The organism is Paenibacillus sp. Negev47 (assembly GCF_058313655.1).
Genome location: NZ_CM177754.1, coordinates 1,256,636 through 1,282,655, shown reverse-complemented (window position 1 = coordinate 1,282,655; position 26,020 = coordinate 1,256,636). Strand labels below are relative to the sequence as shown.

23 protein-coding genes and 1 other annotated feature are annotated in these 26,020 nt (G+C 48.0%); all 23 genes read right to left on the bottom strand.

What is annotated here, in order from left to right; translation table 11 throughout:
* Positions 1-104: 104 nt before the first annotated feature.
* The 23 genes from minD to AC4G47_RS05825 all read right to left on the bottom strand — a co-directional run bounded on the left by minD (position 105) and on the right by AC4G47_RS05825 (position 25,960).
* Entirely contained in the window at positions 105-899 is a 795-nt protein-coding gene (minD, locus tag AC4G47_RS05935; RefSeq protein ID WP_458123828.1) for a septum site-determining protein MinD, read from the bottom strand.
* 3 nt (positions 900-902) lie between these two features.
* Complete coding sequence (gene minC, locus AC4G47_RS05930; RefSeq protein ID WP_491105254.1) at positions 903-1,565, bottom strand: septum site-determining protein MinC; 663 nt, start codon at positions 1,563-1,565, stop codon at positions 903-905.
* 74 nt (positions 1,566-1,639) lie between these two features.
* A complete protein-coding gene (gene mreD / locus AC4G47_RS05925; protein WP_491105252.1) occupies positions 1,640-2,173 on the bottom strand; it encodes a rod shape-determining protein MreD in 534 nt (177 codons plus the stop codon).
* Positions 2,173-3,045, bottom strand: a complete 873-nt coding sequence (gene mreC / locus AC4G47_RS05920; RefSeq protein WP_491105250.1) for a rod shape-determining protein MreC — start codon at positions 3,043-3,045, stop codon at positions 2,173-2,175. Before mreC ends, mreD begins: the two co-directional genes overlap by 1 nt.
* Before the next feature lie 186 nt (positions 3,046-3,231).
* The gene (locus AC4G47_RS05915) at positions 3,232-4,266 is read right to left on the bottom strand and encodes a rod shape-determining protein (RefSeq protein ID WP_458123831.1); all 1,035 of its coding nucleotides are present in this window, start codon (positions 4,264-4,266) and stop codon (positions 3,232-3,234) included.
* A 185-nt stretch (positions 4,267-4,451) separates the two neighbouring features.
* Positions 4,452-5,141 (bottom strand): RadC family protein, encoded by a 690-nt coding sequence (gene radC / locus AC4G47_RS05910; protein ID WP_458123832.1) that lies wholly within the window; start codon positions 5,139-5,141, stop codon positions 4,452-4,454.
* 40 nt (positions 5,142-5,181) lie between these two features.
* Positions 5,182-5,793, bottom strand: a complete 612-nt coding sequence (locus tag AC4G47_RS05905; RefSeq protein WP_458127332.1) for a Maf family protein — start codon at positions 5,791-5,793, stop codon at positions 5,182-5,184.
* Positions 5,794-5,886: 93 nt separating this feature from the next.
* Positions 5,887-6,129: a DUF4321 domain-containing protein gene (locus AC4G47_RS05900; protein WP_105410708.1), complete on the bottom strand. Its 243-nt coding sequence runs from the start codon at positions 6,127-6,129 to the stop codon at positions 5,887-5,889.
* Between the two features lie 145 nt (positions 6,130-6,274).
* A complete protein-coding gene (locus tag AC4G47_RS05895) occupies positions 6,275-7,498 on the bottom strand; it encodes an SPOR domain-containing protein (protein ID WP_491105248.1) in 1,224 nt (407 codons plus the stop codon).
* A 118-nt stretch (positions 7,499-7,616) separates the two neighbouring features.
* Positions 7,617-8,987, bottom strand: a complete 1,371-nt coding sequence (murC, locus tag AC4G47_RS05890; RefSeq protein WP_491105246.1) for a UDP-N-acetylmuramate--L-alanine ligase — start codon at positions 8,985-8,987, stop codon at positions 7,617-7,619.
* 5 nt (positions 8,988-8,992) lie between these two features.
* A complete protein-coding gene (locus tag AC4G47_RS05885) occupies positions 8,993-10,369 on the bottom strand; it encodes a bifunctional folylpolyglutamate synthase/dihydrofolate synthase (protein WP_458123835.1) in 1,377 nt (458 codons plus the stop codon).
* A gap of 78 nt (positions 10,370-10,447) precedes the next feature.
* Positions 10,448-13,114 (bottom strand): valine--tRNA ligase, encoded by a 2,667-nt coding sequence (locus AC4G47_RS05880; protein WP_491105244.1) that lies wholly within the window; start codon positions 13,112-13,114, stop codon positions 10,448-10,450.
* Between the two features lie 60 nt (positions 13,115-13,174).
* Positions 13,175-13,459: a binding site (T-box leader), on the bottom strand.
* 155 nt (positions 13,460-13,614) lie between these two features.
* Positions 13,615-15,201: a LysM peptidoglycan-binding domain-containing protein gene (locus tag AC4G47_RS05875; protein ID WP_491105243.1), complete on the bottom strand. Its 1,587-nt coding sequence runs from the start codon at positions 15,199-15,201 to the stop codon at positions 13,615-13,617.
* Between the two features lie 368 nt (positions 15,202-15,569).
* Positions 15,570-16,475: an RluA family pseudouridine synthase gene (locus AC4G47_RS05870; RefSeq protein WP_491105241.1), complete on the bottom strand. Its 906-nt coding sequence runs from the start codon at positions 16,473-16,475 to the stop codon at positions 15,570-15,572.
* Complete coding sequence (gene hemL / locus AC4G47_RS05865) at positions 16,472-17,776, bottom strand: glutamate-1-semialdehyde 2,1-aminomutase (RefSeq protein ID WP_491105240.1); 1,305 nt, start codon at positions 17,774-17,776, stop codon at positions 16,472-16,474. Before hemL ends, AC4G47_RS05870 begins: the two co-directional genes overlap by 4 nt.
* A gap of 26 nt (positions 17,777-17,802) precedes the next feature.
* Positions 17,803-18,804, bottom strand: coding sequence for a porphobilinogen synthase (gene hemB, locus AC4G47_RS05860; protein ID WP_491105238.1), 1,002 nt, complete (start codon positions 18,802-18,804; stop codon positions 17,803-17,805).
* Positions 18,805-18,905: 101 nt separating this feature from the next.
* Positions 18,906-20,468: a uroporphyrinogen-III C-methyltransferase gene (gene cobA, locus AC4G47_RS05855; protein ID WP_491105237.1), complete on the bottom strand. Its 1,563-nt coding sequence runs from the start codon at positions 20,466-20,468 to the stop codon at positions 18,906-18,908.
* 4 nt (positions 20,469-20,472) lie between these two features.
* Positions 20,473-21,429, bottom strand: a complete 957-nt coding sequence (hemC, locus tag AC4G47_RS05850) for a hydroxymethylbilane synthase (RefSeq protein ID WP_076216941.1) — start codon at positions 21,427-21,429, stop codon at positions 20,473-20,475.
* 2 nt (positions 21,430-21,431) lie between these two features.
* Positions 21,432-22,082, bottom strand: a complete 651-nt coding sequence (locus tag AC4G47_RS05845) for a precorrin-2 dehydrogenase/sirohydrochlorin ferrochelatase family protein (RefSeq protein ID WP_458123842.1) — start codon at positions 22,080-22,082, stop codon at positions 21,432-21,434.
* Positions 22,083-22,087: 5 nt separating this feature from the next.
* The gene (gene ccsA, locus AC4G47_RS05840) at positions 22,088-22,915 is read right to left on the bottom strand and encodes a cytochrome c biogenesis protein CcsA (RefSeq protein ID WP_458123843.1); all 828 of its coding nucleotides are present in this window, start codon (positions 22,913-22,915) and stop codon (positions 22,088-22,090) included.
* 14 nt (positions 22,916-22,929) lie between these two features.
* Entirely contained in the window at positions 22,930-24,315 is a 1,386-nt protein-coding gene (gene hemA, locus AC4G47_RS05835; protein WP_145325258.1) for a glutamyl-tRNA reductase, read from the bottom strand.
* Between the two features lie 341 nt (positions 24,316-24,656).
* Positions 24,657-25,058, bottom strand: coding sequence for an adenosylmethionine decarboxylase (gene speD, locus AC4G47_RS05830; RefSeq protein WP_458123845.1), 402 nt, complete (start codon positions 25,056-25,058; stop codon positions 24,657-24,659).
* A gap of 314 nt (positions 25,059-25,372) precedes the next feature.
* The gene (locus tag AC4G47_RS05825; RefSeq protein WP_458123846.1) at positions 25,373-25,960 is read right to left on the bottom strand and encodes a non-ribosomal peptide synthetase module; all 588 of its coding nucleotides are present in this window, start codon (positions 25,958-25,960) and stop codon (positions 25,373-25,375) included.
* Between the last annotated feature and the right edge of the window lie 60 nt (positions 25,961-26,020).

Genomic DNA, 26,020 nt, shown 5'->3' with positions numbered 1-26,020 from the left:
GCGGTTGATAATATGAACAAGCCTGTCGGCAGGTAACAAAAAAAGCCGGGCTATGAGCCACGGCTGTCGTGTAATCAGATAATGAATAAGTGCATCTAAACGAATTAACCCATTCCGAAGAACTTTTTGAAACGAGTAAAAGCTCCCTTTTTCTGATCCAGTTGCATCAATGGAACCGTATCTCCCAAAATGCGTCGTGCAATGTTACGATACGCAATCGCCGCAAGCGAATCCGGATTCATGACCGTAGGTTCTCCTGAATTGGCTGCTTTGATGACCAGTTCATCATCAGGTACGATGCCAATCAGGTCAATATTAAGTACTTGTAAAATACCATCGATATCCAGCATGTCACCCGATTTAACCATATTATTGCGAATTCGATTCACCACCAGCTTCGGTGATTGAATGTGCGAACTCTCCAGCAGGCCGATGACACGATCCGCATCACGTACTGCAGCATTTTCCGGTGTAGTGACCACGATGGCCTGATCTGCTCCTGCTACCGCATTTTTGAAGCCCTGCTCTATGCCGGCTGGGCAATCAATAATGACGTATTCAAAATCTTTTTTTAATTCAAGGATAATATCCTTTACCTGTTCAGGGGACACGGAGTTCTTATCTCTCGTCTGCGCCGCAGGCAACATGTATAATTCTTCAAAACGCTTGTCTTTGACCAAAGCCTGATTCAGACGGCAGCGGCCGTCTGCAACGTCGCACAGATCGTAAATAATACGGTTTTCGAGTCCCATCACGACATCCAAATTACGAAGGCCGATATCGGTATCTACCAGACAAACCTTTTTGCCGAGCAGCGCCAGCGCTGTCCCGATGTTTGCCGAGGTGGTTGTTTTACCCACGCCGCCTTTACCCGAAGTGATCACGATCGCCTCTCCCATGAGCTACACTCCTTTAAACACATTAAAATCTCGGCGTAACCGAACGATATTGCTCATTTTGTCTATCTGCATCTGATTGTCCTGTAAGTAAGCAAATTCCATTCCGGTCTCTCGGCTCTCCCATTCATCGGGAGGACGACTGATGATATCCGCAATCCGCAGCTGCGTCGGTGCAAATACCGAAGCGGCAATGATCGCTTCTTCGTCCCCGCCAATTCCGGCATGAGCCATACCTCTGAGTGAACCCAACACATATATATCTCCGGTACACGTCACTGTGCCCCCCGGATTGATATCCCCAAGAAACAGGAGATTTCCTTCATGATGAAGCACCTGACCTGAACGCACCATACCACTCATGGTCACAATCGGCGGCGGTCCTTTAACCTCCGGTTGGAGTGCAGGTGAGTCAATGGATCGAATAAGCAGATTCCCTTTTTGCTTCAATATATCGAGGATTGCTTCTTTCTGGTCCTCTGTCACTTCGCGGGCACCCAACTTGATATCCACATGAACAATTGGTCCGGTCAAAATATTTTGATGGCTGTGTTCCAGCTTATAGCGGAGCTCATAGAGCAATTCCTCGAATTCACATTGATCGTCCAACAGGAAAACCAGGCCGTCTCGGATGCCTTTAATCGTTACGTGATTCGATTTTACCGTCATAAGCCTGTCCCTCCCATCTCATTACATTTCGTGCCCGGGGCCCCAAGTTCCTGCTTTGCGCTCCATAAATGTATTTAGGAAGCTTCTTCTGTCTTGCTCCGTCTCTTGCCGATCCGTTCCAGTTGTTTCCGAAGCGGGACATAAATGATCAAGGCAAACACAAAATGAATGAACAAATTAGGAATCATGTATTCAAGCAATGCCCAGTCAAAGGTCACGTGGTTAAGTTGGAAGAGCTTGTACAGGAAGAATAGCATGGTGTCATTAAGCAGACTCCCCAAAATGACAACCGACACCATCACCGGCAGTGGTGCACGCGGTGCTTGAAAAATGAGTCCCATCATGTATGCCGATAAACCCATTGAAAATCCGTAAGGTCCAATCATCTCGCCATAGAATACGACGTCATGTAATAGTCCAAATAATATGCCAAGCACTAAAGCTGTGTGCCGATGGTGATATACAGCGATAAACAAAATTGCGATATAGACCAGATTGGCAGCAATACGCATGTGCCAGCCGGAAGGAATGAGCAGCGGCAGAATCGTGCCTTCCGCAATGAATAAAACGAATAGTAACAGGAACAAGACTTGCTTGCGCGTCACCATTATTCTTTTACCTCAGGTGGAATAATGACAATTAGCTCTTTCCAGTCAAGGAAGCTTGCATATGGTTCAATTGTAGCTGTTTTTGTTAAACCATATTCACTTTTCTCGACACTCTTCACTTCCCCAATCCGCATATACTTCGGAAAGTTATTGATGATTCCGGAGGAGATAATCTCATCACCGTCTTTAATGTTTGAATCCTCTGAGATCTTGGTCATCTTGAGCATGCCCGTCTTCGGATCATAACTCTCAATCATACCAAATACTTTCTCTTTACCTACTGCCGTTGCTGCAATGGCATTGGATGTTGGATCATTGGCGTCCATCGACGTTAACAGATTAACCGTTGATGTATATGAGCTGACATGACTGATCACGCCAACCAGCCCTTCCTGCGAGGTAACGGCCATACCCGGCTTAATTCCCGCATTCTCACCGATATCAATATTAATAGTTCTGCTGTTCGGATCCGAATTGGCACTGATAACTTGGGCAATTCGTGAACCATAATTATACCGATTTTTCTGTTCTTGCGTGAAATTCAGTGCTTTTTGAAGCTGCTCGTTCACCTGTTCCATATCATTGTACTTCAGGCGATCCCGCGTATAGTGGCCCATTGCGATGCGAAGCTCTTCATTCTCTTCATATACCGTACGCATGTTCGCTACATCTTTGAAAAAGCCCGCTACATAGGAAGCGGGCTTGTAAAATACGTATTGTACAAATCCAACTGAATCCTTCAGGAATTTCTCCGGCCAGGATAGAGTGGTTCGCGGACTGAGCGTAAAGCCCATTAACGCGATAAATGTAACAAGGCCCACCAGCAAAACAAAAAGTCTTTTGTTGCCAAGCAGTTTAAACAGTTCGAACACCCTCTAACATCCATTATTCTCTTCCGAGCCATGCCCGGCGGGGAGACTGTCAGACCTGTAGTCCCTGCGAGAATATCAGCTGATCCTCCCCTGTTAAGCGGGTAATAGCTCATCCCCGGGGTTAACCGGGTCCTCTATAGCGATACCTTGCCACTTGGTCGCAATGCCAAGTTAGGCTAATACCAATTAACGTCTGGAACGAACTGCCGAACTGCTTCTGCTTTTGAACAAATGAATATTCTCTAGCGCTTTACCTGTTCCGATCGCTACACAATCCAGCGGATTCTCAGCCACAATGACAGGCATTCCTGTCTCACCAGCCAGAAGCTTGTCCAGGTTGCGAAGCAACGCCCCACCACCTGTAAGAACGATACCCCGATCCATGATATCGGCAGCAAGTTCAGGCGGGCATTTTTCCAGTGTTACTTTTACTGCTTCAACAATCGCATTCACTGTATCAGCCAACGCTTCGCTGATCTCATCCGAAGTAATTGTAATCGTCTTCGGAAGACCTGTTACAAGGTCACGTCCACGAATTTCCATCGTTTCTACTTGCTCCAATGGCATTGCTGATCCGATGTCCATCTTCAATTGCTCCGATGTACGCTCACCGATCATCAGATTGTATTGGCGTTTGATGTACTGGATCACGGATTCATCCATCTCGTCACCTGCTACACGAACCGAACGGCTCGTTACAATACCGCCAAGAGAGATAACAGCCACTTCCGTTGTACCGCCACCAATATCGACAACCATACTACCCGTTGGTTCCCATACAGGCAGATCTGCACCAATTGCAGCTGCAAAAGGCTCTTCAATCGTATAGGCTTCACGTGCTCCAGCCTGTTTTGTTGCATCTTCAACCGCACGTTGTTCTACTGCAGTAATCCCGGATGGTACACATACCATCACGTTCGGATGACGTTGGAACATGGAGCGTTGCTTTTGCGCCTCACGGATGAAATATTTGATCATCGTTGCCGTTGTATCGAAATCGGCAATAACGCCATCTTTCATTGGACGAATGGCACGAATGTTACCTGGTGTACGTCCAATCATTTTTTTGGCGGCTTCGCCTACTGCCTCGATGCTTTTAGTATCTGTCCGTATAGCGACAACCGAAGGTTCGCGCACCACAATTCCTTTCCCTCGTACATAAACCAACGTATTTGCCGTCCCCAAGTCAATACCCAAATCTTTCGTAAAACCACCAAACATAACATAATCTCCTTTTCTGCCTCATATAGCCGCTCTATGCTAATCCAGAGCGTAACAATTTTCATTCCCACGCAACACGTGGAGCTAATATTCGCATTTGTTTTTTTTGCATTTGTAAAGTGAACCTATCTTTTACGGACCACGCCGTTAACATTCATAGGAAAACATCAACGCCAACCATTATATTATACTAAGCCCTTCTCCTTCAAACTTACGTACGTTCCATCTCCTATAATAATATGATCAAGCACGTCAATGCCGACAATAGCACCTGCTTCAATCAGTCTCTTGGTTATTTGGATATCCTCCGGACTGGGCGTAGGATCACCACTCGGGTGGTTGTGTGCGCACACAATCGACGCGCTGCTGCATTTGATGGCAGCCCTGAACACTTCACGCGGATGTACAATCGAAGCGTTAAGACTGCCCATGGAGAGTGTTTCCTGGGCAATAATATGATTTTTGCTATTCAAAAAGAGACACACAAAATGCTCTTTCTGCAAGTAACGCAATTGTTCCATTAGGATATCGGCTGCATCACGCGGTGTACGAATTGAAGTCGACTGTATGCGTCTGCTCTTGGCAATTCGATGCCCAAGCTCAATACCGGCTTTCAATTGCACAGCCTTGGCATTGCCGATCCCTTTCATTGCGGTCAATTCTTCCAGACTCAGATCCATCAACGAGCGAATGCCACCCGCTTCGGCCAGAATCCGCTGTGCCATATGCACTGCGGATTCCTGTCTTGTGCCTGTTCGAAGTAAAATCGCCAGCAATTCAGCATGGCTTAAGGCGCCCGCCCCGTATTCCATCATGCGTTCTCTCGGGCGTTCTTCCTGGGGGATGTCGCGCATCATGTATTGAGGCGACTCCATATGTTCCCTCTTTTCATTTCAAAACGTCAATTGGCTTCATTCATGTTCGCGGCAACACATGGACGCCAAACCCATCCAACATATCACTCAGCAAGGATAGGGGAAGGCCAACCACATTAAAATAACATCCTTCAATACGGTCAATCAGTGTAGCGCCAATGCCCTGAATGGCATAAGACCCTGCCTTATCCGAAGGCTCTCCAGTCTGCACATAGGCACGGATCGTCGCATCCGAAAGTTCTTTCATCGTTACATCGGTCTGGCGATAATGAACTACAGACTGTCCATTACCCGCATCAATACAAGCGACACCGGTAAACACCCGATGTACACGGCCCTGTAGCCGGGATAACATCCGCTCAGCATCGGCTTCGTCTACGGGTTTGCCCAGAATCTCATTATCCAGAACAACAACGGTATCACTACCAACAATAATCGCTTCCTGCTCACGGCCTTCTAGCCCGCGATACACCGCAAGCGCCTTGCGCAAAGCAAGCTCCTGTACCGTCTGTTCAGGTGTCCATTCTGGTGGCGTATCTTCATCGGCATGACTTGGTATTACATCAAACGCTAGGTGGAGTGATGCGATCAGTTCTTTGCGCCGAGGCGATGTGGAGGCCAGAATAATAGGGCGCTGCTGAGTGTTATTCATCATGAACGGCTCCTTATGCTACGGCAACATCCTGTCCTTATCACGATAATAGATGTCACTGGTTTATTTTTTTCGTCATAACTCGTCATTCTCCTACAGTCTGCGATACAGCCACACAGCGGCAATAATACCGATCAGACTCAGAAGGCTCATTTGAAATTGAAGTGAAATATCGTAACTGATAATATCCAGATCAGCCTGTGGCGACCACCGTATGGTCGTGGCTTTCGTAAGAAAGGCTACTGCCTTAACAGGCTGCAGTGCCTTGGCGATCCACGCTCCGGCCATCCAGCCGAGCAATAGAAACAGCAATAACATGCCGAAGTTTTTTTTCATCGGTAATCTTCCCTCGCCATTTTTTGACACCCACATTATTATACGGGGTTTTGTACGTCAATACAAACACAAATCCGGCAAGGGGAACTATTTCCAGTTCCTTGCCGGACAGGTATTTCCAAGCGTTGTTATGGGAAAGAGCATGTTACTGCTTTATCGCTTCGAGCCATTTTTTCTGCTGCAGTACGTATTCCATCAGATCGGACTGTACAGACCACATGTGCACATCATCCGGGTTTTTATTGTACTCCGCGATAGCCGTAATTGCACGGTTCATCGATTTCTCCATTCCGCCAATAATAGGTTGTACCTCTGCGGTCAGGCCGGGTGAAAGACTATTCAAACCGGTCAACCATGACTCGTGCTTATTCTGAATTGCGGTCATCATTTCTGTTGGGACTGCTACTGGGGTAGACTGTCCCAGTTGCTGAATGGACAAGGTTGATAGTTGTTCGATTAGTGCAGAACTGTTTGTAAAGAAAAGCTGTACATCCTCTTGCTTGCCACCGAATATGGCCGGATTGATCTCAGGGTTTACGATCTCCTTGACGTACAGTTCGACTCCTTGAGCTTTAAGCCTGGTGCTAAGTAGCTTGGCCTCTTCACGATCAGCTGAAATACCCGCATATACCCGATTACCATCTTCAGGATCAGAACCTGCGGCTATACCTGCTTGAGCCAACTCAAGCTTGGCCTGTTCAGCTCGTTCGGGTGAACTAAACACGCCGTATTGAAGTGCATAATACGTGCTGCCAGTCGCAGCTGCCTGAAGCTGCTGCTCTGTTCCTGCAACCCCCTCCTGGTCTGTCACGGAGGAAACTGCCTGATTGACGGGAAGAAGATCACCTGGTTTCGCGGCTCCTTCTTTATTAAAAAATGAAAGAATAACCATGCCAAATAGTGCTCCCGTAACGAGTGCCCCGGTAACAGAGCCAATCATTTTCCAGCCCCTTGGAGGGCGATTCCGCTTATAGGAATAGTTCTCGGAATCTGCAAGCCAGTCGTGTCCTTGATCATCATGGGTATTGGACAGATCGCGACGCTCTTCATCCGGATCTGCAATGTGATTATGATAACCGTAACCTGATCGGTCCCCAAGATAATGGGCCTCATCGAAGTTCGAATCAGGGCTCATCCGTTGTTCAGGTTCAGGTACAGTAGAGCTTGTCAGCACCGTCTCTCCCCAGTCTCCGGGGATATCCTCTGGCGTCCAGGACGGGGTTGTATCCATCTGCTTAGGCGATAGCGTATGATTGTGCGGTAATTCTTCACTCAACGTCACCAATGGACTGGACGCGGAAATCCTCTTACTTTCAGGCTTGTCCGACTCATGATCCCCGAAGCGAAACGTCATTCTAGCATTACTCACCCGTACCCTCTCCTTTGTCCCATTTATATCAGCTATATGCAGAAACGGGAGAAGACATTCCATTCAACGCAAAAAAAACGCCTGCTTCTTATCGAAGACAGGCGTTTTCTGAATTGATTTATTTCAATCCTTTGGCAAGGGTATCGCCGACTTTCCAAATATCACCTGCGCCCATCGTGATCACAAGATCTCCTGGCTGCAGACGATGCTGCAAATCAGCTACAACTTCCTCTTTCGTTGGGAGATAACGCGCAGAAGCATTACTGTTTTGAACGATCAGTTCAACCAGTCTTGCTGAGGTTACCCCTTCGATCTGTTTTTCGCCCGCAGGAGAGTAGATATCGGTAATAAGCACTTCATCCGCTTCCGCAAAAGCACGACTGAACGCATCCAGCAGGAAGAATGTCCGCGTATAACGCTGTGGCTGGAATACAGCAATAATGCGCTTGCCCGTTGCTTTGGCCGCACTAATGGTCGCTTCAATCTCGGTAGGGTGATGAGCATAATCATCGATGATCAGCATATCACGTGCCTCGCCCAATACCTGGAATCTGCGTTTGGCTCCGTGGAACTGGATGATGGCCGCCACAATCTTCTCAAACGGAATACCTGCTTCCAGACAGGTAATCACAGTAGCCATCGCATTATACACGTTATGCTTACCAGGAACAGATAACTCCACCGTGCCCATAGCAACACCCTGATGGTTCATCGTAAAGGAGATCCGGCGATCGCCCAGTACAATATCCGTTGCCGTATAGTCCGCAGAACGGTCGATACCATAAGTCGTGATCCGTGACTTGAGTTCTGGCAAAATCGCTTGAACATTCTCATCGTCAGAACACACAATGGCTGTTCCTTCCGGACGAATCTGGCTCAGGAACTGCACATAAGCCTTTTTGAGTTCTTCAAAATCACTGTTGTAATTCTCCAGATGATCTGCCTCAATATTCGTTACAATACCGAGCCATGGATGGTACTGCAAAAATGAACCATCACTCTCGTCCGCCTCAGCGACAACCCAATCACCTTGACCGGCCTTCGCATTGGTGCCCACATTCATGATTTCTCCGCCAATGATATATGTCGGGTCCGTATCACACTTATCCATAACAAGTGCAATCATGGATGAGGTTGTTGTTTTACCATGGGCTCCGGCCACAGCCACGCCCTTACGTTCGTTCAACAAACGTGCAAGCATCTGGGAACGATGCAGAATCGGAATGTTCAGCTCTGCAGCTGCTACCCGTTCCACATTATCTGCAGGCGCTGCCGTAGAGTAGACAACCAGGTCTGCTCCAGTGACATGCTCTGCGGTATGTCCGATATATATTTTCGCTCCCTTGGCTGCCAACTTCTCGGTCAACTCCTGTGAAGCGACATCCGATCCGGTAACGGTATATCCCATTTCCAGCATAACTCTTGCGATGGCACTCATGCCATATCCGCCAATCCCTATAAAATGAACGTGTTCCGATGTATTTAACAAAACTTTCACCAACCTTTTTCAGAATCGGTTTGATGCAAAAGGGCTGCCCGCACATCCGCAATCAGGTACAGTGTGCCGGAGACCACCCCCAGATCTTCCGCTTCCGTCCGTGACTTCAATAGATCAAGTGCCTTTGCCCATTCGGGCTCGACGATGATTTCCAGCTCCTGCTTCGCAATGGCGGGACGTACCCGTTCGACAATCTGCAGCAATTCGGCTGCATCCATTTTGCGTCGGAAATCTGGCTCGGTCAGGATCAGCGTATCCACTAGTGGCAGTATATGCTGCAAATACGCTTCGTGATGCTTATTCGCCAACATACCCATCATCAAAATTAACTTATTGTGAGGATATACATCCATAATGCTCTTGGCCAGTGACTCTGCCCCCTCCGGATTATGTGCTCCATCGAGCACAATTCGGGGTTCATCGACGACTTTTTCGAATCTTCCTGCCCAGAAGGCATTCTCCAGTCCAAGTGCAATATCGTTGTCATCCAGCATAAATGCCATGTATTGTCTGAGCAATTCAAGCACCATTAGTGCGGCCGCTGCATTGTCACATTGATGTGAACCCTGCATGCTTATGCGAACGTCCAGGTCACGAAACGGGCCTGTAAAATGAAATGATTGTCCGCTCTCATTGCTATCCAGTCTATGATAAGAGAATTGATCTCCAGCCAAATACAAGGTTGATTGAGACTGCTGTGCTTTCTCCTGAATTACCTTCACAGCCTCGGGTTGAGTCGCGCAGGTCACAACGGGTACTCCCGGCTTGATAATCCCTGCCTTTTCCCAGGCAATCTGCTCAATCGTATCTCCAAGCACATCCGTGTGATCCATACCAATGTTGGTGATGACGGACACAACAGGTGCAACAATATTCGTTACGTCCATCCTTCCCCCTAGCCCCGTCTCCCATACCACAACGTCAGGGTAACACTCTTCTGCATAATACAGAAGCGCGAGAGCCGTGGACACCTCAAACATCGTTGGTGATCCAAGCGGAGTGGAGGCCATTTCCATGACCAGCGGGCGCAACCGATTCGAGAGCTTAAGCAGGATCTCTTCGGGAATATCCTCACCGTTGTATTGAAAACGGTTTGTAAACTTGGTGATATAAGGGGACGTAAAGGTGCCCACATCATATCCAGCCTGAAGAAGCACTGACGTCAAAAAAGCGCAAGTCGAACCTTTGCCGTTCGTTCCCGCGACATGAATAAATTTGAGACGTTGGTGTGGATTGCCCAACATGGACATCAGACTCTCGATTCGTTCCAATCCAGGTCGAATGCCAAAAGGAATAAGGCCATTGATCCAGTCCACGGCCTCGTTATACGTAAGTAAAGGAGCTGCTGCATCTGTCCCGTCTAATTGCGTCATCTGATTCACCTTCGGTCCCGAGTTTGATTGAAAAAAGCGGCCGGATGGCATAACAACTCTCCATCCGACCCAGATATATTAACCTTTCAGTTCCTTGATTCGTGCAATCACTTTATCCCGTTTATCGGAATAATCTGCTTGCTTGGCGCGCTCTTCCTCAATAACCTTGGCCGGAGCTTTGGCTACAAAGCCTTCATTCGCCAGCTTTTTCTCCACACGGAGTACTTCGCCCTCAAGGTTCTGCAACTCTTTCTCCAGGCGAGCCACTTCTTGCTCGATATCAATAAGACCTGCCAGTGGCAAGTATAGCTCTGCCCCCGTAATGATCGCAGTCATTGCCTTATCCGGTGAGCTTAGCTCCAGCCCACTATCGAACTCGGACGTATTACAGAAACGTTTGATGTAGTGACTGTTACGCGCAATGATACTGGACGTCTCAGCACTGTTTGCTTTGACCATCAACTCGATCTTTTTGCTCATCGGCACGTTCACTTCTGCACGAATGTTCCGAACTGCACGAATGGTGTCCATGAGCAGGTTCATCTCGGCAACAGCCTCTGGATTCTCAAGTGCAGGATCATATACCGGCCAGGAAGCCAGCGTAATGGTCTCTCCCTCATGAGGCAGATGCTGCCATATCTCTTCGGAGATGTATGGCATAAACGGATGAATCAGGCGCATCGTCTGATCCAGTACATAAGCCAGCACGGATTGTGTTTTCTTCTTGGCAATCGGATCTTCTCCGTAGAAGGACAGTTTCGCAAACTCAATGTACCAGTCACACAGATCATCCCAGATAAAGTTATACAGCACACGGCCCGTTTCCCCAAATTCATACGCTTCGATTAGACGCGTAATATCACGAGAAGTTTCGTTCAGACGGTGTAAAATCCAATAATCCGCTGTGCCAAGCTCTCCGCTAATGTCACGTTCCTCATAGGTGAATCCTTCCAGATTCATCAATGCAAAGCGTGAAGCATTCCAGATCTTGTTGGCAAAGTTACGAGCCTGCTCCACCCGTTCCCAACGGAAACGCAGATCCTGACCTGGCGTGCTACTGGTTGAGATCATGTAACGCATCGCATCTGCGCCGTATTTCTCAATCACATCGAGCGGGTCTACACCGTTCCCCAATGATTTGGACATTTTGCGTCCATCTGCGTCACGAACAAGACCATGCATCAGCACATCCTTGAACGGAATCTCGTCGGTGAATTCCAATGCAGTGAAAATCATACGTGCAACCCAGAAATATATGATGTCATACCCTGTCACAAGTACACTTGTCGGATAATAACGTTGCAGATCTTCCGTATCTTCCGGCCAGCCCAATGTGGAGAATGGCCATAATCCGGAGCTAAACCATGTATCCAGAACGTCCTCATCCTGTCTGAGCTTGCGTCCGGCATTCTCTGGCAGCGTCGTCGGGTCTTCAGCAGATACGATGATTTCACCTGTTTCCTCATCATACCAGGCAGGAATACGATGTCCCCACCACAGTTGACGCGAAATACACCAGTCACGAACGTTCTCGATCCAGTTCAGATAGGTTTTCTCAAAACGATCCGGAACAAAATTAACCCCTTCGCCGCTCTGTTGTTTCTTAATCGCTCTCTCTGCAAGTGGCTTCATCTCAACAAACCACTGGGTAGACAGATACGGCTCAACAACAGCTCCAGTACGCTCACTGTGTCCAACCTGATGCGTGTGATCTTCGATATTGATCAATACGCCTTGCTCTTTCAAGTCAGCAACAATCTGCTTGCGGCAGTCACTGCGATCCAGTCCCTGATACTTGCCTGCCTCTGCATTCATTGTGCCGCTCTCATCCATCACCGTAATTTGAGGCAGATCATGACGAAGACCTACTTCAAAGTCATTCGGATCATGCGCAGGCGTGATTTTAACGGCACCACTTCCGAACTCTTTATCCACATAATCATCAGCGATAATTGGAATTTCGCGCCCAATGATAGGCAGTACAAGTACTTTACCAATCATATCTGCATAGCGCTCATCCTTCGGATGTACAGCAACCGCTGTATCGCCCAGCATCGTTTCAGGACGCGTTGTTGCCACGGTAACGTAGCCACTTCCGTCTTTGAGGGGGTAACGCAGATGGTACAAGTGACCCTGAACCTCTTTATATTCAACCTCAATGTCAGACAGAGCTGTCCGGTTCACCGGGTCCCAGTTAATGATCCGTTTGCCTCGGTAAATAAGGCCTTTTTCATACAATTGAACAAATACTTTGCGAACCGCTTGGGACAGACCTTCATCTAGCGTAAAACGTTCACGGGAGTAGTCAAGCGACAACCCCATTTTGCCCCATTGCTGACGAATGGTAGTGGCATATTGATCTTTCCAGTCCCATACTTTCTCCAGAAACTTCTCACGTCCCAGATCATAACGCGTCAGACCTTCTTCACGCAGTTTCTGCTCCACTTTGGTTTGGGTAGCAATGCCTGCATGGTCGGAACCCGGAAGCCACAGTGCATCATAGCCCTGCATCCGTTTCGTACGGATCAGTATATCCTGCAGTGTAAAATCGAGCGCATGCCCAATGTGCAGCATCCCGGTCACATTCGGGGGTGGGATAACAATCGTGTAGGGCTCGGCATCTTTACGTTGACCGGCTTTGAAATATCCACGTTCCATCCAGGTGGAGTACCATTTATCCTCTGCCGCCTTTGGATCGTAAGTGGTCGGCATTTCTGTTGCAGCTGATTTTTTTTCCTCAGACATGTGTCATTCCTCCGTTACTTATCATCTTCGCCAAAAAAAACAAAAAAAACCTTTCATCCATCAAAGGACGAAAGGTTAGCTTTCGCGGTACCACCTTTGTTTCACGCTGACAGCAAGATAGACTTCACCCTCTGTACATGACGTGACACTTCAAGCAGATAACGGCTGCGACCGGCCCATCCTACCTCAGAAATAAATGATGACGATAAATCTCATTCATCCCTTGTATTCAAACAGGCAACTCCCGGGCGACTTCGATCAGTTGGTTCCTGCGGAATCTCACAGCGCTACAATTCCACTCTCTGATAGGTCATACTGTCTACTACTCCCGTTCCACGTTGTTCTTCAAAAAACATACACACATCATACCTTGCTCGTGCGGGATAGTCAACCTGACAGCAGCGGAAAAGAGCGCTGGAATGCAGGGTTAGGACGAATAATGCAAAAACCCGCAATCCTCAAGGGGATCACGGGTCCTAACGAAGGCTTTTAACTACGGATTAAGGAATGTACAATATCTGACCTTCTTCCACAACCTGTTCAGATAATCGGTTATATAACTGAAGTTCCCTCGTGCTCAATTGGTATCGATCTGCAATGGCATCAAGTGTATCTTCTCGCTGAACGATACACAGTTTCACCTTGCGGAATGGGGTCTGATCCACGATCGTCCCCAGGAACAGATTCTTCCACTCCACATCATCCGCGGGATATGTCTCTTCCTGTGTCACACCAGCAGGGATCTCCTCGCCTCGCTCCACTTCGGCATCGCGCGTTGCTCTACCAGAGGATAACAAGGAAGAGATGCCTACGCCCTCCTCTTGCCTTGGTGCGGATTCTTTCTTGCTGCCAAAAGCAACCTTCAACTCTGGCTTGTCTTCCGTCTCCCCCACAGGTTCAGGAACAAATGCTTCGTTCTGCACGAACTCGTCTGCCCCATTCGCTTCAAAGGTCGGTCGATCCTCCTCCGCTTTGTCTGGTTCGGACGAAGCAAATACACCCTGCCAGTTCTCCGCCTGTGATTCCACCGGAACATCGGCAACGGCCGGATTCTCCTGCTGGGGTACAGATCTCGCTGATTCGAAGTGCCATACGTCAGGTGCATCCGGTGCACTCGGTGGTGCCAACTCATCAGATGATTGTGCAGCCAGCTCAGAGGTTTGTTGATCTGAACTTCTAGGGTTCGCAGGCAATGCATCTACGGAAGGCTCGGACAACACAGGAGACTCTTCCTCGAGAGGTAGCAACGGTTCTGATTCAGGGTAAGAAGCTAGCCGATCAGCGGTCTCAGCCATAAATGACGAGATGGGAGTAGGTTCGCTGTATTGTTGCTCATGGGATGCCAATTCATCTCCATCCGTTGTCAGAGATGCGAGATCTTCGTTTGCATCAGGTTGTCTGGGATCGTTAGCATTCTCTGCGCTTTGCTCTTCCGACTGAATTGACTCGGTCGAAGACGGAAGCGCATATTCCTGCTGCCATTCTTCGTTATTTCTTAAGGTCTCTTCTCTTGTGGACAGATCAGCGAATTCCGGGGCGCCATATGCGAGTTCTGCTGCATTCGCAAGTCTCTCTTCCTCACTCCGCTGGAGTAGATACTCTTGTGCAAATGCATTGGGATCGCTGCCTGACTGTTCTGCTTCATTGGAACGGTTGAGTTGCTGAGAGTCAGGTGAGTGAACAACAGTAAACTCATCTGCTGACCACACTTGTGGCTCCTCAACTGGAAAACCCTCGATGCCTCGCAGCGACAACACGCCTGTAATGTTCAGACTACGATTGGATAACAGATCCACGTCAAAATTTTCAATTTCGATGGAAATATCCTCAATCGATCTGACCCGGTTCAGAGGCACCGTGATCTCCACAGGAATGAAGTGTTTGAGCTCCTCTGAAGACTCGTTTTCTCCTCTGTACGCACCTGTAAGTAACAGATGCCCTCTTAACGTGGCATGATCATCCTGCCCTATGACTTGAATGCGCGGGTATAGTTCAATTTCCTCCAATTCCTCAATTGCAGGGACTCCCTCAGACAAATGAACGCGCTCATAAATATCGAACCGCAAACCATAAGGTTGATTCAACAAAGGTGGCGTCCTCCTTTCGGCATATGTTCACCATGATCCTTCTCATGGGACTGATCCATGGTCCAAATCCTTCGTTATCACATCTATATGCCTTAAATGGGATGGGCATGCCACCTTTTGAAAAACCTTGATATATAAAGCGAAATAGAGAATGTTGCACCTAGCCACTTCGATGACAGAATAACCTTCCGATCACTGTTATCCCCAGATTTTTTTGATTCCCTTCTTCAAAGGGAAAATCCGGGGATAGCTTATGCTTCCGAAGCAGCTTTCTTTCAGAAAGCTTTTAGGCGAACGCTCCGCTTCTTCACGTTATTTCTGTCCTCTTCGTTCTCGTTTAACTATTAAAGTTCGCTTTATATCATTTATTAATACACCTTTTCACGCTCCGCCAGTTGTGTGAAATCGGATGGCCAAGGGTCATTCACTTCAATCATCGCTCCGGTTAAAGGATGACTAAACTTAAGCATCTCTCCGTGAAGTGCTTGCCGTCCAATGGCATCCGCTCTACCTCCATACAACGCATCACCAATAAGCGGGTGTCCAGCATAACTTAGGTGAACACGAATTTGGTGAGTGCGTCCTGTATCCAGCTTTAAACGAACAAGAGTTGTTCGTTCCCATACTTTGACGATCTCTACATGAGTAACAGCTTCTTGTCCACCTTCTGAGACACGTCTGCGCTGCTTGTGATGTCTGTCCTTGCCAATCGGAGCATCAATTTTGTGGAGTTCAAGGGGGATTTGTCCACCTGCAATGGCTACATAATGGCGGCCAATCTCTTTGCGCCGCATCGCTTCATCCAGTTTTGCGAGAGCAAAAGCATTTTTGGCATATAAGACAGGTCCGGTTGTATCCTCATCCAGTCGATGAACATGGCGTACGTTCGCCTGAATTCCATTCATTTCATAATAGGAAGCAACCGCATGATCCAGCGTAATGGCCTGATCAACACGGCTTCCATCTGGATGCAGTTTCATGCCTGCCGTTTTGTGCACAACCAGACAGAAATCATCCTCATACAATACATCCACCTCAGCCCAGCGTGGCTCAACATCAATCGTCTGGGACGCAAAAAGGGCCAGCCGAAGCCGGTCCCCTGCAAGTTGTATGCCTTGGTTTGCTTTCAGCTGACGAAGCATTTTCTCCGGAAACTGAAGCTCAGACAATAGCCACTGTTCTGCAGCCATCTGTTTGTCTGAACTGTCTGTTACGGCTTTCCCTGGCATCAGCTCAAGCCATTCCCCGCGGCGTTTCCAACTTTTGATGGTCATAGCGATTGAAGAGCCTTACGATTCGCCTCGATCGTATCATCAATATCCTGCTCCGTGTGCACACCAGAGACAAACATGCCTTCGTATTGCGAAGGGGCAACACTCACACCTTGATCAATCATGGCCGCAAAATAACGACGGAATTGATCCAGGTTACTTTCTTTGGCAATGTCATAGTTGGTTACCGGAACGGCACTGAAGAACGGACAAACCATCGAACCAACACGGTTAATGGTTATCGCTACACCCGTCTCAGCTGCATTTTTCTCGAATCCGGCTTGAAGACGTGCTGACAATGTCTCCAGACGGTCATAGACCTCTGGTGTTAACAATTTGAGCGTGGTATACCCTGCTGCCATAGCCAGCGGATTCCCGCTTAGTGTACCCGCCTGATAAATCGGTCCTGTAGGTGCAATCTGTTCCATCAGATCTCGACGACCACCATAAGCGCCAACTGGAAGTCCGCCACCGATTACTTTGCCCAGACAAGTCAGGTCAGGTGTAACCCCAAAGCGTCCCTGGGCACAGTTCAGCCCTACGCGGAAACCGGTCATGACTTCGTCAAAAATAAGCAAGCTGCCATACTGCGTCGTCAAATTGCGCAAGCCTTCAAGGAAACCGGAAGCCGGAGGTACAACGCCCATGTTACCCGCCACAGGTTCTACAATGACAGCGGCCAGTTCTTCCCCATAACGTTCAAAAGCAAGCGTCACGGACTCCAGATCGTTATAAGGTACTGTAATCGTATTTACAGCTACCCCTTCAGGTACTCCCGGACTATCTGGCAGACCCAGCGTTGCAACACCCGATCCAGCCTTAATCAGCAAGCTGTCAGCATGTCCATGATATGATCCTTCAAACTTCAGAATTTTACTGCGTCCGGTTACCCCGCGTGCCAGTCGAATGGCACTCATCGTTGCTTCCGTACCGGAATTGACCATCCGAACGATATCGATGGAAGGTACACGCTCACATACCAGTTTCGCCATCTCGGTCTCCAGCAAAGTCGGTGCACCAAAGCTTGTTCCTTTCAAAGCTGTCTCACGCAAAGCTTCTACTACGGCAGGATGAGCATGTCCCATGATGAGTGGTCCCCACGATCCCACATAGTCAATAAAAACATTGCCATCAATATCGTAAATTTTGGACCCTTCTCCACGCTCTGCATAGATCGGGGTAAGCCCCACCGATTTGAATGCGCGAACAGGGCTGTTCACACCCCCGGGTATGTACTGCTTTGCTTCTTCAAATGCGCTGCGTGAGCGCTCATCATTGCGACGATTGCTTTGTTGTGCAGTCATGAATATCCTCCTTAATATAATTTATTTTATTTCTCAGCCAGCCAGCGTGAAGCGTCTTTTCCGTAGTACGTAATAATCATATCTGCGCCTGCGCGTTTCATGCTGAGCAGGATTTCCATGGCGACTTTTTTCTCATCAATCCAGCCTTGCATCGCCGCTGCCTTCACCATGGCATACTCGCCACTGACATTATAGGCCACAAGCGGCAGATCAAATTGATCCTTAATCGTGCGCATGACATCAAGATAGGATAGGGAAGGTTTAACCATTAACATATCCGCTCCTTCGAGCACATCCGTCTCCGCTTCACGCAGGGCTTCACGCGCGTTCGCCGGGTCCATCTGATACGACTTGCGGTCTCCGAATTGTGGTGTGGAATCCGCAGCTTCACGGAATGGACCATAGAATGCCGACGCGTATTTTACAGAGTAGGACATGATCGGAATGTGACTGAAGCCATTCTCATCCAGCCCGGCACGGATCGCTTGTACAAATCCATCCATCATGTTGGATGGTGCAATAATGTCCGCTCCTGCTTTGGCTTGGGACACTGCTGTTTGCACGAGTAGATCCAGTGATTCGTCATTTAACACATCTCCGCAGATGTGGCCGTCAATCTCCACGGTGTGTACCATACCGCAGTGACCGTGATCCGTGAATTCACACAGACAAGTATCCGCAACAACCAGCAGTTCTGGATACCACGATTTGATCAATCTCGTCGCTTCCTGCACAATGCCATCTTCAGCAAAACCAGATGAACCTACACTGTCCTTGGTCTCCGGGATACCGAATATTAGCACGGCTGGAATCCCCAACTCGGCAATTTCCGTTACTTCTTCCTGAAGACGATCCAGCGAGAAGCGGAACACGCCAGGCATGGATTTGATTTCGGATTTTACATTATGTCCATATGTCACATAGATTGGTTGAATAAAGTCATCCACGGTTAGATGGGTCTCTCTGACCATATTGCGAATACCTGTGGATTGACGTAAACGGCGATGCCGTACAATTGGAAAACTCATACGTGTAGACCTCCTTGGAAATTAAATAGAGCAAAAAGGGAAGCGCGCTGGTATCCTATCGAATTCAGCACGCTTCATATGTTGACATGATTACATGTGTATTAATTTCGAAGAGCGCCTTCTTTGGTGCCTGTCCGTTTCCAGTCGCATAGAACTGTGATCAAGCTATCCATCGTTGCTTCCTCTGCCATCAGTGTAACCTTTAGCCCAGCGGCCTCTGCCGTCTTCGCTGTAACAGGTCCGATACATGCAACCTCCACATCTTTCAATAAAGGCAATGGATCTTGCAATCCCATACGTTTCAACATACTCATGAAGTTGGTAACCGTCGATGAACTTGTAAAGGTCACCGCATGAATGCCACCTTCTTCAAGCAACTTAAGCAGTTCATCGTCATCCTCACCAGCGAGGATCGTATCGTAGATGATGGCTTCGGTGACATGAAGTCCTCGTTCTCTCATCTGATCACGCAACCATGTACGGGCCAGATCACCGTGTGGAAGCAGTACTCTCTGACCTTCTTTCAGTTCGCTTTCAAAAGCCTCAAGCATGCCTTCGGCCTGGAAAGGGCCTTTGACAACTTCAGCAACGATGCCATGTTTGCGCAAAGCATCTGCTGTGGAAGGTCCTACGGCAGCAATTCTCGCTTGATGAATCGAGCGAATGTCCTTGCCTTCCTGTTCCAGATGGCGGAAGAAAAACTCAACGCCGTTCACACTTGTGAAAAATACCCAGTCAAAGGTATTTAAAGCACTGAAGGCGTCTTTAACACTTTGCCTGGCAGATTCACTGGACGGCATAACCGTCTCAATGACCGGAAACTCGTACGGTTCCCCGCCGAGTTCCTCGATACGATTCACCAGTTCACTCGCCTGACTGCGAGCACGGGTCACCAGAATTCGTTTGCCAAATAGCGGCAGCGCTTCTGCCCATTTCAACTGTTCCCGCTGATTGACGACATCCCCCACCACAATAACTGCAGGCGGTTGGAAATTGGCTGCGATCACTTTCGCTTCTATATCTTCAAGGGTACCTGTAATGGTATCCTGTTCCGCTCGTGTTCCCCAACGAATCAGAGCCACAGGTGTTTGCGCTGGACGACCATGACGAATCAATTGTTCGCTGATATATCCAATTTTGGCAACCCCCATCATAAATACAAGTGTCCCCGTTGCATTCGTCACTTTATCCCAATGGATACTGCGATCAAGCTTGTCCGGACTCTCATGCCCCGTAATAATAGAGATGGAAGATGCATAGTCACGGTGAGTCACAGGAATTCCAGCATAAGCAGGTACACTTATCGCAGCGGTTACTCCAGGTACAATCTCAAACGGAATTCCGTTTTTGTGCAGCAAATCCGCCTCTTCGCCCACACGTCCAAAGATCGTCGGGTCGCCACCCTTAAGTCGAACTACAACCTTACCTTCCAGAGCCAGATCAACCAACAGTTGATTGATCTCTTCCTGCTTCATCGTATGCCGATCCGGGCGCTTGCCCACGTATATCTTGACCGCACCGGGTTTCATTTGTTTCAACAATCTCGGACTTGCCAAACGATCGTAGACTACAGCATCGGCTTTACCGATGGATTCCCACCCTTTTACCGTAATCAGCTTCGCATCCCCAGGACCTGCCCCTACCAAAAAGACCTTCCCCACCATGTCTTCATCCCCTAACTTCTGCCAGTATCTGCTCTGCTCCCCGTTCAATCAATCTCCAAGCCACTTCTTCACCCAGACGAACCGGGTCCTTGCCGATCAGAGCTTCCTTAAGAATCAGTCCACCATCCGGCGTGCCGACCATACCTGTTAATTGTAACGTGTTTTCACCATTCAGGGAATCTGCATCTTGCTGAGGTACCCATACCGCATGAGCACCGATCGGAACCTGGCAACCCCCATTCAATACACTGAGAAAACGGCGTTCCGCCTGTACAGGAAATGCTGTCTCCGGATCGTTATACAGCTGCAGCAAGTGCAACAGTTCCTCATCGTCTTCACGACATTCGATACCAAGCGCGCCTTGACCCACCGCCGGAAGGCATGCTGTTTCCGTCAGGTACTCTGTGATCCGGTCTTCCCAGCCCATACGGTACAATCCTGCAGCTGCCAGAATAATCGCATCGAATCCTTCGGTCTCCAGCTTCCGCAGACGGGAATCAATATTGCCGCGAATCGATTCCAACTGCAAATCTGGACGATAGGCCTTCAATTGACTGGACCGGCGCAGACTGCTTGTTCCGACTCTAGCTCCTTCTGGCAGTTGATCCAGAGTAAGTCCACCATTGGAGATCAGTGCATCCCGTGGATCTGCACGACGGGGAATAGCACCATTCGTTAAACCTTCGGGTAACTCGGAAGGCATATCCTTCATACTATGAACAGCCATATCAATCGTACGATCAATCATCGCCTGTTCAATCTCTTTGACAAACAATCCTTTGCCTCCCACTTTTGACAACGTTACATCCAGAATGAGATCTCCCTTGGTAACAATCTTATGTACTTCAAAGTCAAAAGCTAATCCTTCGCGCTCACAAATGTCGCGTAAATCCTGAATGACATGACCTGTCTGGGTTAGCGCAAGCGCGCTCTGTCTACTTCCCACTTTAATTGTACGCATATCTACAATTCCTCCTGATTACAGGATATCCAGTCCCCGATTTCTTCTTCGGTCCACCACCGGAAATGGCCTGTACGAATATCTTCTAATATGTGCATTTCAGTTAACTGCCGGAGCAACGTGCTTCTGAGACTCGGAGAAGTTACACGTGACTTCACCTCAGTCCTCATCTGGTGCAAAAATTCAAGGTACGTCTCATACTCATCCCCGAACTGTCGTTCAAGTGTGGCACGAATCTCCGCTGCAGCTGCCGGACCTGCACCAGCTGTCGAGATGGCAATACTTAATCTCCCTCGCCTGACCACGCTTGGCGTGATAAAGCTGCTGTGCTCGGAAGACATCGCGTCATTCACCAGTATGCCTGCGGTCTCCGCATCCTGAACCACCGTTGTATTGACCTCTGAACGGTCAGTCGCTGCATATACGAGAAAGGCCCCCCGCAAATCTCCATTGCGGTAGGACCGGGCTATCCATTGAATTCGGGATTCATGATGCAGTTGTTGTAACACGGGAGTAAGCTCCGGACTAATGACCGTTATCTGTGCCTCGGCATGCAGCAATCCCTTTATTTTACGCTCGGCAACACGTCCACCACCGACCACGCAGCAATTCTTGCCTGAAGTATTCACAAATATCGGCGTGTAACGGTCCATACCCTTCACTCTCCTGTCCAACGATGAAACGCTGAATATGCATTGGATAAAAAACTCATAATGACAAATCCATATCCGATCAGTGTCCATCTTGCCATAATAATCGTAGAGAACTGTTTCCTTCTTTTGGATACAAAGTAACCGACATAAATGGCTATGGCAAGACCTGTCGATATAACTTTGAGATCCAAAAGCAGATTCCAGCGTGTTTCCGCCACAATGGATAATACGGCAAGCATCACAGAAACACCAAGGAGCGGTGTCCCGATCAAAGTAGCACCATCCATGTACTTCCCGATCACTTCCAGGCTTGGCAACCGTCGCATCGTATCATTCCACTTTTTTTTCTTCAGCTTGTGATGCAAGAACAGATATAACAAGGCAAATACCGTACCAACGGTTAACGCTGCAAAACCGAGATTCGCCAAGGTAATATGCATAATAAGTAATCCATGAACGGTTTGCCAGTTGTGCAGTGATATCTCACCAGCCGTGAACCAGAGTCGGTTCAATACGGTAACGGAAAAACCAACAACATTCAGCAACAGAATGACAAACTCAGAACGCTGGATTCGTGTCATGGCGAGCGACATCAACACAATACTGAATGAAAATATAAACAAAAAGTCAAAGGTGGTGTAGATCGGGAAATGTCCTTCGGTCCACATCCGCAAAATAACATGCGTTACCTGTAGCCCCCAAACAACAACAAGAAACCCTGTGCCTGTCCGCTTCGCCCCCGCATTGCGTCGAATGCAGTCCGAGAAATAGAACAGTAGGCTCAGGGCATACATATAGATTAGAGCTTCATAGACTTGTTCAGCAAGGGTCAAGCTGCCCACCCGCCTTATACGCCTGCCGGAGCATAAGCCGGCACGGGGTCTTGCCGGTTTTCGTTAAGGTGAGCGGCTGGTTTGCCCAGAGCCGTGGCATCACTCTGATTTACTTTTTCAGCAGCCATGTCTACTGCATCTTCCAAAGCAAAAATCTGAGTAAACATACGCAGAGCTTCATCACCTTGCTTCGTACCTGCCATTTCTTTGATCCGGTTAATCGGATCTGTCGTCATTTGATTCACAATACTCTTGGTCAAACGACGAATGACTTTACGTTGGTGTTCATCGAGCTCAGGCAGTTTATTGAACAGGCTATCCATCGTTTCTTCATGAATGGAGACACCTTTTTCCTGCAAAGCACGAATGACAGGACGAACGCCCAACGTTTTGAGCCAATGGTAATAGTCCTCCATCTCAAGCTCAATCATTCTTTCAATCTTGGCAGCTTCCACCTTACGCATCTCCAGGTTACTCTCCACGATTCCTTCCAGGTCATCAATATCATAGAGAAATACGTTGGATAATTCACCAATTGCCGGATCAATATCACGTGGAACCGCAATATCAATCAGGAACAGTGGACGCGATTGCCGACGCTTCATGCTCTCCCGAACTACACCAGCATCCAAAACATAACGTTCGGCCCCAGTGGAACTAATCACAATGTCGACTTCATTCAGCCTTGCGATTGCCTGTTCCATGGTACAAGGGGTTCCCCGGAACTTGGCTGCCAGTTCCTCGGCTCTTGCGAGCGTACGATTCGCCACAATGACTTCCGATGCTCCGTTGGCATAGAGATGTTTCACGGTCAGTTCACTCATCTTGCCGGCACCCAGAATCAGTACCTTCTTGTCTGTGAACATGCCAAAGATCCTCTTACCGAGCTCAACAGCAGCATAACTGACAGATACGGCGCTCTCCCCGATGGAAGTCTCCGAATGTGCCCGTTTGCCCAGCGTAACGGCCTGTTTAAATAACTTATTAAACCAGGTACCTGTTGATTTCTCTTCCTGAGCTTTCAGAAAAGCCTGTTTCACCTGTCCAAGAATCTGAGTCTCACCAATGACCATGGAGTCTAGTCCGCAGATGACACGGAACAAATGGCGCATGGCTTGGTCATCTTCATATATATATAAGTGTTGCGTAAATTCTTCCCGTGGTACATTGAACCATTGTTCCATGAATGTTCGAATAAAATAACCACACATGTGAAGACGGTCCACCACAACATACAACTCGGTACGGTTACATGTGGCTACGATTACACCTTCCAATACACTCTTGGTCAGCTTGAGCTGCTGCAGCGCTTCAGACAAGTCCTTTTCTGCAAATGTGAATCGTTCCCTAACCTCTACAGGCGCCGTGCGATAATTCAAACCAACGACAACGATGTGCATTGCAAGTTCACCTGCCTAATAAATTTCCAATCAAAGTGCTTACTGCATATGTCTATCCATTTATGATTGACATGGTTAATTATATCACACATCATAGCCGTGACCGGGTCATTTTTATGAAATGTTTATGAAATCACCATGTTCATCATCATCTGCACTGTCATTTATTGTAGTGTCTCACCAAAGTTCACCGTTATGCGTTAAAATGTGCTGATCATGAATATTCATAACGATCCGGATATTAAAACAAATAGCCATGGAATTATTCCATGGCTATTAGGATTTGGGAGGTTATGCGTCCATCCCGATATGTGAACATTGTTCATGTGATGTGCTTCTTTTTACACCAGTTCAATCTGGTTGTTCATCTCTGGTGTTTCAACTTGCAATTCGCCCAATCCACGTACCAACTTCTTTGCATACGTTTTTTCAGGTTTTAATACGGATACCAGGTAGTCAATGGCGAGCTGCGGGTCTACGGTCTCCCCACAAGTGTAACAATCAATCGCTGCAAAACCTCTCTCAGGATACGTATGAATGGAGAGATGGCTCTCAGACAATAGTACGAGCACTGTCGCTCCCTGTGGATCAAACTGCTTGGACTGTACGGACATCACTGTCGCACCACATGCCTCCGCTGCTTCAACCATTTGGGCTTGCAAATACTCCGCATTGTTCAGTAGATCAAAGTCGACACCCCAAGTGTCAACAGCAACGTGTCTTCCGAAAGTTGAATATTCCATCCTTCGGTTCCCCCTTCCTAGGAATAAAATGTTTGAAAAATTTCATCCGCTAGGACCTACGTCATTCACTTCCCGAGGGAAAAACCTCTCGCAACATATAATGTCCTGAGTGAATCCTGGTTCCTAATATTCTTTTCAACGAGATTAAAAATAACATTGAATCAGAGTGAAAGCAACCCTTTTCCAGAAGATTGTAAAATAAATATCTCGCATCAAAAAATCCCCTGCAACCTCCGCATAGGCAAGTGCCAGTGCCCGGAAGAAACAAGGGAATTCATTACATTCATATACGTGTATAAACATACACTTTCAGGTTAATAAGCTTCAAGCTCAAACAACCGTTTTTGATAACGAGCAAGTGTCTCATCAATCTGATGCAGCTGATCAGCAGTCGCACCATTTCTAGTGTCCAGCAATGAATCAATCTCGGCATACACACGGTTGATTTCACGTTCTACATCCCGGGCCTGGAACAGATGTTGCAATTCAAGCAACGTATTTTTGTATTCATAGATCACACGGGTGTTCTCCCCGGTCTTCTCCACAATTTTACGGACAGTGCCTTGAGCATAAACATACGTCATGATGAACCCTTCATAGATCCGATGAACGACCCCGTCACCCTTAAAAGTCATAAAGAGCTTCCGGACAACGTTAGTCAGATGCAGATTCACCAGGCGGCAAGATAACTCACAGATATAAAACCCTTCTATGCGGTCAAAAGGGAAATGAACTTCTTCTCCACTCACATCCCCCAGCACAACCTCCTGACAGCCATTGTCCAACACCTTAACCCGATGATGAAGCCTGCCGTCTTCTGTCATGCGCAAAAACTGATGCATCTGGGGTTCTGACAATTTCATAGTGGCCTTCACATACTCTGTGGCTAACCGCTGAGCCATACAAATCTCCTCGATTCTTTCCCGATTGTTTTGCGTTCCTGCACATGTAGCAGTCATCTC